8 protein-coding genes are annotated in these 12,144 nt (G+C 68.5%); 7 read left to right on the top strand and 1 reads right to left on the bottom strand.

Going from position 1 to position 12,144, the window contains the following annotated elements; genetic code table 11:
• Window positions 1-25 precede the first annotated feature (25 nt).
• The 4 genes from ACQP0P_RS38060 (at window position 26) to ACQP0P_RS38045 (ending at window position 8,728) form a co-directional block, all read left to right on the top strand.
• Window positions 26-148: a hypothetical protein gene (locus ACQP0P_RS38060; RefSeq protein ID WP_433365023.1), complete on the top strand. Its 123-nt coding sequence runs from the start codon at window positions 26-28 to the stop codon at window positions 146-148.
• Between the two features lie 261 nt (window positions 149-409).
• Window positions 410-3,646 carry a hypothetical protein gene (locus tag ACQP0P_RS38055; RefSeq protein ID WP_433365021.1) on the top strand — a complete coding sequence of 1,079 codons (3,237 nt, stop codon included), beginning with the start codon at window positions 410-412 and terminating at the stop codon, window positions 3,644-3,646.
• Complete coding sequence (locus tag ACQP0P_RS38050) at window positions 3,643-8,304, top strand: DEAD/DEAH box helicase (RefSeq protein WP_433365018.1); 4,662 nt, start codon at window positions 3,643-3,645, stop codon at window positions 8,302-8,304. The genes ACQP0P_RS38055 and ACQP0P_RS38050 overlap by 4 nt, the downstream gene beginning before the upstream one ends.
• Window positions 8,305-8,503: 199 nt before the next feature.
• Window positions 8,504-8,728, top strand: coding sequence for a hypothetical protein (locus tag ACQP0P_RS38045; RefSeq protein WP_433365015.1), 225 nt, complete (start codon window positions 8,504-8,506; stop codon window positions 8,726-8,728).
• Between the two features lie 93 nt (window positions 8,729-8,821).
• Here the strand turns inward: ACQP0P_RS38045 and ACQP0P_RS38040 are convergent, their stop codons facing one another.
• Window positions 8,822-9,493: an NAD(P)-dependent oxidoreductase gene (locus tag ACQP0P_RS38040; RefSeq protein WP_433365013.1), complete on the bottom strand. Its 672-nt coding sequence runs from the start codon at window positions 9,491-9,493 to the stop codon at window positions 8,822-8,824.
• Between the two features lie 93 nt (window positions 9,494-9,586).
• Between ACQP0P_RS38040 and ACQP0P_RS38035 the strand changes: the two genes are divergently transcribed.
• From ACQP0P_RS38035 to ACQP0P_RS38025, 3 genes are all read left to right on the top strand, one after another.
• Window positions 9,587-9,991, top strand: coding sequence for a winged helix-turn-helix transcriptional regulator (locus ACQP0P_RS38035; RefSeq protein ID WP_433365010.1), 405 nt, complete (start codon window positions 9,587-9,589; stop codon window positions 9,989-9,991).
• Between the two features lie 1,115 nt (window positions 9,992-11,106).
• Window positions 11,107-11,322 (top strand): hypothetical protein, encoded by a 216-nt coding sequence (locus tag ACQP0P_RS38030; RefSeq protein WP_326643550.1) that lies wholly within the window; start codon window positions 11,107-11,109, stop codon window positions 11,320-11,322.
• Window positions 11,323-11,332: 10 nt separating this feature from the next.
• Window positions 11,333-11,926 carry a DUF6879 family protein gene (locus ACQP0P_RS38025; protein WP_433365007.1) on the top strand — a complete coding sequence of 198 codons (594 nt, stop codon included), beginning with the start codon at window positions 11,333-11,335 and terminating at the stop codon, window positions 11,924-11,926.
• The last annotated feature ends 218 nt before the right edge of the window (window positions 11,927-12,144 follow it).

Genomic DNA, 12,144 nt, shown 5'->3' with positions numbered 1-12,144 from the left:
TCGCGCCTATCGCTGAGGTCGCCTCATGCCGGTCGAGAAGTTGGAGAACGACATCCAGACGCTGGTCGGGAAGATCTCCCGGAGAGAGATCATGCTCCCGGAGATCCAGCGCGGCCGGACCTCTCATGGTCTCGGGAACCCTGGATGAGTGGCGCCAGATGGTCGAGCGGGAAAAGGACGACGCGCTGCCGCTCTCCCCGCTTCCCCAGGTTGTGGAGATTCCCCGGCAGGGGGAGCCGACCCTTTTCCCGGTTACAAGCATCGAATAACTATTCGTGCCGTCCTATTCCGGATGCCGTGGTCAGTGATTACTTTCGCTGGCATGGAAGGTTCCAAAGATGCGGAGTCCCCGAAAAAGACCGGCCCTGTAGGACTGCTCAATATCCGGGAAAAATCCTGGTCCAGACGTTTGCGAGGGTCGTCCCTGATCGCGGAGGTCGACGTCAAGGACACCTACAGCGAGCAGGTGGCATCGGTCCTTGGCAAGGTCTATGAGAAATGGACCAGGAGCGGTCGACGGCCCGGTGACTTCTTCGTGCAGTGGCCTTCCTGCGTGGCGGTCGCCGTCACCGGGGTCGCCGCCCGGGGCTACCAGCGAGGGACGTTCTGGCCTGAGCTGTGGAAGGCCGTCCGTTACCGGGGGCTGCCGGAGGACCAGACCATCTGGGGACAGGGGTTCGTCGCGGCGGTCGACAGTCTCGGCATGCCCACCTTCCCCGACATGTCGATGCCCTACCTCGGCCCGATCCTGATGCACACCGGCATCCCGACCTACTGCCTGGAGGACTACTTCCGGCTGATCACCCAGCGCAGGGCCGTCGAGCGGGGGCTGGACGCCGAGGGCTTCCTCGCCTGGGCGACCGCGCCGGGCCTGGAGAAGCGCCTCCAGGAGCTCGACGTGCCCGCGCGCCGTTTCCTGCAGCACGGCACCGAGTTCGCGCTGGACTTCGTCGAGCGCAGCTTCGACCTGCTGGACCGGCTGGGGGACTCGGCCCCGGATCTCGACGGCGTCGGCCTGCCACCCCGGGTGGTCGGCCGCGCCCAGCAACTGGCGGACGAGGGCCGTCTCACCCTGAACGCCTCGCGGTCCTCCAGTGGAAGCCGTACGCGCACCGAACGGCCCAGGATCGCCCTCGACCCCTTCGGCCGGGGGGTCGAGGTGGTCCTGCCCGCGATCAGCGAGACCCCCGACGGGATCGCGCGCTGGAACATCACCGCCGACGGGGTGACCACCACGGTCCGCAGCCAGGCCCAGTGGGTGGGGACGGCCGAGGGCGCCCCCTCGACCAGCTTCGGCCTGCTCCGGCCGGTCCGGACGGCCGTGGTCGCCCTCGCGGGCTGGCAGCACCAGAGCGAACTCTCCGTTGTCGACCCGGCCGCGCCCCTGCTGGTCTTCGCCGAGGACGGTCGCCGGCTGCCGCCGAGTCTGCCGCTCCCGCCCGATGTGGTCTGGGTGGTGCATCCCGACGAGCACGCGCTGACGGCGGACGGCCCGCTCACGGTGACCGTCGAGGGGCAGCTACCGCTGGGCTGGGACGGCTGGTGCCTGCGGCAGGTCTCACTGCGGGGTGTGCGCTCGGTCGAACTCGCCGGGCTTCCCGCCAGCCGCCGTACCGTACGCGGCTACTCCCACCCCAGGATCGTCACCGGCGACCCCGTCCGGGGAGTCACCACGCCCTACGGTTCCCCGGTTTATCCACACCCGCCGGAGATCTGGTTGCCGGGCGAGTCCGGCGCGGACACGAACTGGCTGATCGAGGCGCGGACCAGCGGGAGTGACACCGTCATCGGGTCACGCACGAAGACGACCAGTGAGCCCACCACGGTCACCGACCTGTGGGACTCGCTGCCCCGGCCGCTGCTCGGCGCCTTCGACATCGTCGTACGCGGTCCGTTGGGACGCGGGACCAAGCGCACGGTGTTCGTGGCCGAGGGTCTTGACGTGCGCTTCACCCCCGAGGTCCGGGTGTTCGGCAGCTCGGGTCTGGCCGACGGCCGGGCCGAGCTGTCGGCGGTGATCGGGGCCCGTGCCAACCCGAGGACGCTCTCCTTCGACACCGACCAGCTCGCCGGTGTGGTCGAGTACCGGACCGACATCGAGTCCGAACCCCTGGTGGTCACCCCTCCGCACGTCCAGATCATGCACGAACGGGCCGCCGAGTCGCCGGGCTGGCGGGCGGGTCCGCTGCGGATCGCCTCCGACGTGTTCACCGACGGCCCCGGCGCCCTGCTCGTCCGGGTTCCCGAGGCGCGCACTCTGCCGACGCTGCGGGTGGTGGTCGGGGGACGGATCGTGCAGGAGGTCCCGTCCGGTGGCCGGGCCCAGGAGGGAACGGCCCGCTACGACCTGGTCAGGATCGCCGACACGGTGCACGAGCACCAGCGGGCCGACCTGCTGCTGGACGTGGGTAAGGAGATCATCAGGGTCGCGAGCATTCGCCCCCGCCAGCTCGCGCGGAGCGCCGACCGGGTGGACGGACACCTCCAGCTCGCCGAATTCGTGCCCGTCGAAGGGCTGACGGCCGGGATCTACGCTGCCCGGGCGCCCTGGCGCGAGCCGCTGATCGTTCCCGTAGAGCAGGACGGCAGGATTCCACTCGTCCCCGAACTGGCCGACGCCGGTCCCCTGCTTCTCTACCTCCAGGTGGACGACCCGTGGGTGCCGGCCGAATGGCCACGCTGGCCCGACCACTACCTGACGGTCGGCGGCGAAGGGCATCTGGTCAGCGAGGATCCCGAGGAGACGAAGCTCTCCCGCTTCGTGGCGGGGGAGGGGGCCTTCCCTGACGAGGTCGACGATCTGCGGCGGATCTGGACCACGCTGGATCTCATGCACCAGCTCCGGTCGTCCTCGGACGTGCAGCAGTTCCGGTTGCACTGCTCCCGGCCACTGCTGCGGCGACCCGCCGACGCGCTGGTCGCGCTGGTGGGTCTCGGCTTCGAGCCGGACCGCACGGTGGTCGCCCTCATCACCTCGGGTCTCGCGGCGACCGCCGTACCGGACCTAGATCAGGTCGGCACGGCGCGGAAGATGTGGGCGCTCGCCCCGGCGGCGGCGGTGCTGGCCGGAGACCTGGCGGACGCCGACTGCTTCTCGGCGGCGGAACGGCAGTGTGGTGAGGTGCTGGCCGAGATCACCGAGAAAAGCGTCGACCCCTGGGCGGGAGTGGGGCGGTTCGGGCCCGAGGTCGAGAGGATGGCCCACCTGACCGCCCAGCAGATCGAGGGCATCTGGCGAGCCGCCAACGTCGTCCCCCAGGCGCTGCTCGACGCCGACACCCGGGCGTCGGCGGCGCGCAAGCTTTTCGACGCCCGGGACAGGGAGGCATTGCGACTGGTCAGCCAGATCGCCGCGCACGCGGTCAGGACGGCTCAGTCGGTGCTGGGACAGTCGGCTCTGCTCCGCCAGGTCAACGAGCGAAGGCCCCCGGCGGACCGGCGCGGCTGGTACTCCCTGCCCGCGGCTTCGATGGCATTCGCGCTCCTCGCCAGGCTGGCGGCCAGAGGGGATACGGACTGCACTCGTGCCGAACAGCTCTTCCGCGCCGACTGGGCCCGGCTCGCGGCGGTGGCACCCGACCTCGTGACGATCGACCTCGTACTGGCCGAACTGCTGATCGGCGCGGGGAAAAAGGAGACGCAGTGAGCAACACGCTCGATCCGCTGAGCACCAGCGGCCTGATCGTCGAAAGCTACCGCCGGTATCTGCGGTCGCTGCTGCCGGTCCGCGAACCGCGGATCGCGCGGGCGCTGGCGGAGGAGATCTCCGCGAGTCCCATGCTGACCAAGGGGCCGCTGCTGGAGGCCACCCCGCCGTACGCGACCGGGGCCACGCTGCGGCAGCTCATCGACGAGGGCGTGCTCGATCCGGCGTTCCGCATGCTCGCGGGCAAGGAATCGCCGCTGGAACGGCCGCTGTACCGGCACCAGGAGACCGCGATCCGCAAGGCGGGGCAGGGCCGTAACCTGGTGGTCGCCACCGGAACCGGCTCCGGCAAGACCGAGAGTTTCCTGCTGCCGATCCTGAACTCGCTGATCGCCGAACATGTCCGCGGCGACCTCGGCCCGGGGGTGCGGGCGCTGCTGCTCTATCCGATGAACGCGCTGGCCAACGACCAGTTGAAGCGGCTGCGCAAGCTCCTGGAGAAGGTCCCGCAGATCACCTTCGGCCGGTACACCGGGGACACCCCGGAGAGCGCGCGGGTGGGCGAGGAGAACTTCGAAGCGCTCAACCCCGGCGAGCCGCGACTGCCCAACGAACTGCTCAGCCGAGAGGAGATGCGGGCGAATCCCCCGCATCTCCTGCTGACCAACTACGCCATGCTGGAGTATCTCCTGCTCCGGCCCGACGACCTGCACCTGTTCGAGCAGCGGAGCTGGCGGTTCGTCGCGCTGGACGAGGCACACGTCTACGACGGCGCCAAGGCGGCGGAGCTGGCGATGCTGCTGCGCCGCCTGCACGACCGGGTCGCTCCGGAACGGCCGCTGCAGTGCATCGCCACCAGCGCGACGGTCGGCGACGACCCGGCGACGGTCACCGAGTTCGCCAGGAAGCTCTTCGACGTGCCGTTCGAGTGGGTGCCCGGCGACGCCTCCCGGCAGGACCTGGTCACCGCGACCCGGGTGCGGATGCCCGAGGAGCCGTTCTGGGGACCGCTGCCCGCCGACGCCTACCGGGAGCTGGCCGAGGCCGCCGACCCGGCCGCCGACCTGCTGGTGCTGGCCAAGGAGCGGGGGTTCGCCGCGGACGACCCCGGCATGGCCCTCGCCCACGAACAGGGTATGGCCGAACTGCGCAGGCGCCTGGCCGCGGGACCGGTCCCCTTCGCGGACCTCGCCGGGTTGCTCTTCGACCCGCACGAGCGGCCGGAGGAGACGCTGGCCGCGCTGGTCGCGGTGGGCAGCAGGATCCGTGACCTGGCCGGCTCGCCAGTGCTCTCCGCCCGCTACCACCTCTTCGCCCGGGCGACCGAGGGCGCCTTCACCTGTCTCACTCCCGCCGGGCCGCACGTTTCCCTGGGCCGTCACGAGACCTGCGAGTCGTGCCAGGGAGCCACCTTCGAGTTCGGCGCCTGCAAGCGGTGCGGCGCGGTCCACCTGATCGGCGCGGTCCGGGCGGACGGCGCCGACTACGTCTTCGCCCCCAGGATCAGGCGGGACGAGCGCAGGGTGTGGCTGCTCCTCGGTGACTCCCCGGTGCTGGCCGACGAGGACGACGAGCTCGACGAGCTCGGCGGATCGACCGAGGTCACCGGGGACGACGCGTTCCTCTGCGCGGGGTGCGGCGGGCTGCACCTCTCACCGAGGCTGGTCTGCGGGCGTGACGGCTGTACGGCGACCTCCCTGTGGCCGGTACGTCGGCTCAACACCCACCAGGACTCCCCGTCCGGCTGCGCCGCCTGCGGGGCCAGGGGGCAGGGGATGGTCCGGCAGTTCGAGAGCGGTAACGACGCGGCGGTGGCCGTCCTCGGCACCGCCCTCTACCAGGCGCTGCCCCCGGCTACGAAGGAGGAGCTGGCCGACCAGCCGGGGGAGGGCCGCAAGCTGCTCTCCTTCAGCGACAGCCGGCAGGCCGCCGCGTTCTTCGCCCCGTACCTGGAGTCCAGCTATTCCAGCATCCAGCACCGCCGGCTGATCCTCGAAGGGCTGAAAGCGGCCACCCGGGACGATGACGCGGTCAGTGTCGCCGACCTCACCTACCAGGTGGCGAAGGCGGCGGACCGGGCCCACGTGTTCACCCGCCGGATGTCCGGCCAGGAGCGCAGGCGCGAGGTGGCTCTGTGGATCATGCGGGAGCTGGTGGCGATGGACGACCGCCAGTCCCTGGAGGGGCTGGGACTGCTCCACGTCGACCTGGACCGTGAGCGCCGCTGGCCGGTGTCCCCGGGACTGAGGGGACTGGGGCTCTCCGACGACGAGAGCTGGGCGCTGCTGACCGAACTGCTCCGCAGCGTCAGGCAGCAGGGTGTGCTGACCATGCCGGACGGCGTCGACCCCAGGGACGAGGCGTTCGACCCGCGCCGGGGCCCGATCTACCTGCGGGAGGACGGTTCGGAACCTAAGAGGAAGGTGCTGAGCTGGCTGCCTACCCGAGGGATGAACCGGCGGCTTGACTACGTACGGCGGGTGTTGGAGGCCCTCGGTTCCGCCGCGGACCCCAAAGAGGTGCTCCGCGGCTGTTGGAAGATGATCATCAAACCGCGGGACGGCTGGCTGGCGACGGACACCGTCCGGTCCCTCGGCACGCTGCGCCAGATCGACCACGAATGGCTGCGGTTCGCGTCCGCCTCACCGGACCGGTCGTCGCACCGGTGCGACGTGTGCCGCCGGGTCGCCTCGGTCTCCGTACGGGGAGTCTGCTCCACCATGGGCTGCCGGGGCACGCTGCGGCCGTTCACCGTTCCGTCCCTGGCGGAGGACGACAACCACTACCGCGCCGTCTACCAGTCGATGCGGCCGGTGCCGCTGGTGGCCCGCGAGCACACCGCCCAGTGGACCAGCCTGGAGGCGGCCGACATCCAGCAGAGATTCCTGCGCGGCGAGGTCAACCTGCTGTCCTGCTCCACCACCTTCGAACTCGGGGTGGACGTCGGTGAACTGCAGTCGGTGCTGCTGCGCAACATGCCGCCGACGACCGCCAACTACGTCCAGCGCGCTGGGCGGGCGGGACGCAGGACGGACTCGGCCGCGCTGGTGGTGACCTACGCGCAACGGCGCTCCCACGACCTGTCCCGCTACCAGGATCCCGCCTCGATGATCGCCGGGCAGGTGCGCGCGCCGTACGTCCCGCTCGGGAACGAGCGGATCGACCGGCGGCACGCGCATTCGATGGCCCTCTCGGAGTTCTTCCGGCACGCGAAGAAGGTCGGCGGCGAGACGTGGACGACGGCGGGTGAATTCTTCCTGCCGGAGAACGGCGGAGTGGCCGCCTCGCGGGTCCGGTCCTTCCTCTCGCCCGTCCCCCGAGACGTCATGGAGTCGCTGCTGCGGGTGCTCCCGCCGGAGGTCCAGCGGGAGATCGGCGTCAACACCGGCGCCTGGGTCGACGCGCTGGCCGACCTGCTGGAGGAGATCAGGGCCCAACTCGCCCTCGATGTTGAGATCTTCGAGGAACGTCGCGTCGCGGCCTTCGAAGCGCGTCAGGACCACCTCGTCAGCCGGTACGCCCGAACCATCAACACTCTGACCAAGCGCAACCTGCTCGGCTACCTCGCCAACCGGAACGTGCTCCCCAAGTACGGTTTCCCGGTCGACACGGTCGAGTTGCGCACCTCGTACTCCGGGGAGGCGGTGGGCGCCAAGCTGGAGCTCACCCGGGACCTGTCCGCGGCGATCTACGAGTACGCGCCGGGCTCCGAGGTCGTGGCCGGGGGACTGCTCTGGCGATCCGGTGGCGTCTACCGGCTGCCGGACCGCGAGCTCGTCGGCAAGCACTACCTCGTCTGCGAGCACTGCCAGCACTACCGGGAGGGAGACGAGCAGCTCGATCCGATCTGCCCGTCCTGTTCGACGGTGGCGCGGAACGCGCCGCGGCAGTACTACGTGCCTGAGTTCGGCTTCGTCGCGGAGTCCAAGCCGTCGAAGACCACCACCACGCCGCCCAAGCGGAGCTGGAACGGCGCGACCCACGTCCTCTCCCTGGCGGCCGAGGTGGAGGAGATCGTATGGCGAGCCTCCACCGGCGGGACGATCCTCGGCCGGGCCGGTAAACGGGGACGGCTGATCGCGCTCTCGGAGGGACCGACCGGAGCCGGCTACCTGATCTGCGACTGGTGCGGCACCGGGATGCCGTTGACATCGAAAAAGGTGAAGTCCCACCCGCACCTGCTGCGCGGTACGGACTGCACCGGAACACTCCGGCGACGTTCGCTCGCGCACCCCTACGAGACCGACATCCTGGCGCTGGACTTCGACCATCTCGTCATACCGCTCGCCACCAACACGGCCAGCTGGCACTCGCTGCTCTACGCGATGCTGGAGGGGGCGGCGGAGGAACTCGAACTGAGCCGCGACGACATCGGCGGCACGCTGTACGCCCGGCCGGGCAACCGGATCGGGATCGTCATGTTCGACGCGGTGCCCGGGGGAGCGGGCAGCGTGCTCCGCATCGCCCGGGCTCTGGACGGAGTCGTGAAGGCGGCGCATGCCAGGGTGTCCAGCTGCGACTGCGGTGAGGAGACCTCCTGCTACGGCTGCCTGCGGAGTTTCCGCAACCAGGCCCACCACGAGGACCTCAGCCGCGCGGCGGCCCTCGGCGTACTGGGCCCACTGACGGTGGCCGGTCTGGAGGCGGAGCGGTACTGACCTTGGAGGGCGTTTGATCCTGAGGGCTCCGTCTGTTTTGGGTTCAGGCGCCGTGCCAGGTGGGGTGGATTCGCCGGTGGGGGCGTGGTCACGTCTGTAGACGTGACCACGCGGTTCGTACTCGACCGCGCACTACCTATTGTAGTTGGGTCGTCGCTCCTGTCGATCGCTATCGGATATCGCGCCAGTCGGCAGCCATGTGAAGCGGCTCAACCTCGCCGAGGGCGTGTGGACCGATGCGAAAGGCGACAGCCGTGACCTGGCTGTCCGCGACGTCGATGTGCCGGCCGTGCTGCTGAAAAGCCACCTCAGACTCGTTTCCGAGCCGGCGACGGACAGCATCGACGTGCTGTGGGACTTCTCAAGGCTCGGACGGGCCGACATGTCATCCGGGAGATCGTCACCGACTATCTGGAGTACGTGAGCGGTCGGTGGCGGCGTTGAGGTGCCCGGCCGGCCAGGTGTCGTACGGGTGGCCTCGTCGCGAGAGGTCCGGATGGCACACGGCGTATCCGGCTCAGTCGAAGATGGAGACGCGGGTGCGGTGGTGCCGTGGCGTGTCGATTTCGTCGATCACCGCCACCGCGAGGTCCGCATAGGACAGCTGCGCGGATGCCGATTGCGGCACGGTCTCTCCTCCGATCCGGTAGCGGCCGGTTCTGGGGCCCGTCGATTCCAGCAGCGCGGGCGGGGTCAGCATGAGCCAGTCGACCGCGGTGTGCCCAGCCGCCCGGAGCCGGTCCAGACCGGCCGTGTGCGCGATGGCGAACGGCCGGATCTCAGCCGGGAAGACCGAAGGGTCGTCCATCACCGGATGCCCGCAGGCGTCGCGGAGGTTCGCGAACAGTCCGACCAGAACGAGCCTGGGCACGCGCGCTTCCGCCAGACCGTGCAGCAGGGCGTCGGCCGCCTTGACGAAGAACTGCGGGTCGAGGCCGGCGAAGCCCTGCTCCGGGCCGGAGAACGGGCTCACCGCCTGAACCGCGGCATCATGGCCGAGCACGATCGAGGAGATCGCCGCCACGTCCGTGACGTCGCCCCGCACCACCCGGACGCCGTCCGCCTGAATGTCGCGGTACCTGTCCGGATCCCGGACCACGGCCGTGACGTGATGCCCGCGCCCACGTGCCTCAGCCGTGATCGCCCGCCCCGCCCGGCCTCCCGCCCCGAAGATGACGATGCCGCTCATGTCGCTCCAATCCGGCCGCGTAGGTCGCCGCCGGACAGAACGGTATCCAGGGGATACTGGTTACCTCAAAGATACTGGGATAGCCTCGCGTTCATGGTCGAACCCCTGGACCCGCAGATGTTCGACCCCGTGTGCCCGTCCAGCGCCATGCCGATACGGATCGGCGACAAGTGGACCGCGATGGTCGTGCTCTGTCTCGAAGGCGGCCGGCGGCGGTTCAACGAACTGCGGGGACCGCTGCGCGGCGTCACCCCGAAAGTGCTCACCCAGACCCTGCGGGCGATGGAGCGCGACGGTCTGGTCACCCGCACCGCGTACGACGAGAACCCGCCCCGGGTCGAGTACGAGCTGACCGCACTGGGGCGCAGCCTGCTGACCCTCATCGCGGCCGCACGCGCCTGGAGCGGGGAGCATCTTCCCGCGCTCCTCGAAGCCCGCGACGCGCACGACTCCGCACCCGGCCCATCGCCGCTGAGACAGGCTAAACAAGTTCGTTGAGCAGGATGATCCACGTCGCGTCGGCCTCCCTGGCGGGCCGGCGGTCGGTTTCGCCGACAGGTGCGAAGGGAGTGATCAGAACGCGATGGCCGGGTGCCCGTCATGCGGCGGGAAGCCCGGCCTCACTTCGCGGTTCGTACTCGACCACGCGCCACTCACCATAGTTGGGCCGTCGCTCCTGTCCAACAGCTATTGGAGATCGCGCCGATCGGCAGCCATATGGCAGGAGCGGCTGAAGCCCACCGGATAGCGAGCGGTGATCTGAACCCGCACGTCTATGGCCAACCGGTACCCGTCGGTTCTGGAGGGATCTCGTTCTCCGTAGGCTCCGGGGGAGGGGCGCTCTCGATCGGTTCGGGTGGTGGCTCCGTCTCGGGAAGGCCGGCGGGGAGCGAGGTCGCCGGTATCGGTTCACGCGGCTCAGGAGGTGGGCCGCTGCTCGTCGGGAGCATGGCCGCGAGCACGAGGATGAACCCGACGACTGCCACCAGGCCCACACCGACCTCGTCGGCACCCGGACCGCCGGACAGCCGGCGTGGATGCCCGCGCACCCAGACCCTCTTGCCGTTCTGGTTTCGGTAATGGCCGTTGACCCAGGTCCAGCGCGTAGCGCCCATGCCAGGACCGTATAGAGGTCACCGGAGCGGGACCAGAACAGCGCACGGCAGGGTTTCCTACCTCGCCGTGAGGCGGTCGCACCTGTTCTGTGCTCGCCGACCACGCTTGTGCCGTCGGCGGTCGACATCACCAGGGGCGTGCCCTTGTAAGGCTGTGTCCGCCCTTTATCGAATTGGTTTTCGACCGGATGTCGGTTCGTTCCCCGTCCTACGCGGAGGCGTTGCAGTGCTCGCCGAGGATGAAAACATCGCGCTCTCAATGTGTGCTGCCGATGCACCGAATCGGGACATCGAATATGTAAACAGGACAAAGTTCTAGAGATCGCGAGATTCCATTGACCGGAAGATCTCGATACAAGTGGCATCAATTTACGTTAAGGTCGCTCTTAAATGAACCGCATCAAGGTCCGTTTCGTCGTTGACCTTTCGTGATTGCTGTGTTATTTTTCGTTCAATTTGCATATAGCTGCCACGGGAGTGGTGAGAAGAGGAGTGGTCGTGAAGCTGACCATGCTCTGCAAGGATTCCAACTCTGGGGGGCAGGGTTGTCCCAGTGTCTACTTAGCGGACAGCGGCGAGATGGTCGTGCAGGGTGTCCAGGTGGACGAGGCCACAATGGGAGAGCTCGCGAACTTGCTGCCCGGTGAAACCGCTGTGCGAATCGACCCGGAAGTCATCCTCGGTGCGATTCGGCGCTACCAGGCCGACCGGTGACGGCGAAGTCGTGCCGGTCACAAAATTCCTATCACTGAACGACCCCCGATTCAACAGCCTTTTCACTGATTTTCATCATACGGCCTATCGCCTGGAAACCCTGCAGATCTATGACGTCTCGTACGAGCAGGAGGCGTTTGATCGGTTTCTCGTCGGCGAGTCCCGTGGCCTGTTTCCGGGAATCGAGAGCTGGATCGACATGGTCAGGGCGGGAGTCGGGGAAGGGAAGCGATTCCACCGTGTTCATGTGCTGGTGGAGCCGCTGTCGGATTATGTTCGCTTCGAATGCGCGTGGTCCTACCGGCATACGGTCAAGGCCGGTGAGGACGTAAGGGTCATCCCGGTCGGTGAGCACGAGTGGCCGGAGGGCCTGCCCAGAGTCGACTACTGGCTCTTCGACTCCACCCGGCTGCTCATCATGAACTACACCCCGGAGGGGGCCTTTCTCTCCGCGGAGCTGATCGAGGATCCACGAAGGATCGTGGAGGCGAACTACTGGCGTGACCAGGCCGTCGGACTGTCCGTTCCGTTCTTGGAATATGCGGCAGGTTACGACGACCTGATGCTCGGGCGACGGAAATGTGAGTGCTCTCGACCGGGATGATTTTTCCTTCACTCCACGGGCGGCGCACACCGTATGCCGGAGATCCGTGGCTGGTCGTCTTCGGACAGTGGGAGTCGGGTTGAAGGACGGGCAGGTGCCGGGCACCACGCACAACGAGATCAGTGGTGAGGCGGGGGCGGCAGTACAGGCGGGGACCGTACACGGTGGCATCCATGTTGGTCCGGCGGTGCGGGGGATATTCCCCGGGCCTCGCCAAC

Source organism: Streptosporangium sp. CA-115845 (assembly GCF_050943795.1).
Lineage (GTDB): Bacteria > Actinomycetota > Actinomycetes > Streptosporangiales > Streptosporangiaceae > Streptosporangium.
The sequence above is the reverse complement of the archived record's forward strand: the minus strand, read 5'-3'. Positions and strand labels throughout refer to the sequence as shown.

What these genes read in the sequence shown, in the direction of transcription:
- ACQP0P_RS38035 (WP_433365010.1), top strand. Translation starts at nt 9,587, where the DNA reads ATGGTCGAACCCCTGGACCCGCAGATGTTCGACCCCGTGTGCCCGTCC.
- ACQP0P_RS38060 (WP_433365023.1), top strand. Translation starts at nt 26, where the DNA reads ATGCCGGTCGAGAAGTTGGAGAACGACATCCAGACGCTGGTCGGGAAG.
- ACQP0P_RS38040 (WP_433365013.1), bottom strand. Translation starts at nt 9,493, where the DNA reads ATGAGCGGCATCGTCATCTTCGGGGCGGGAGGCCGGGCGGGGCGGGCG.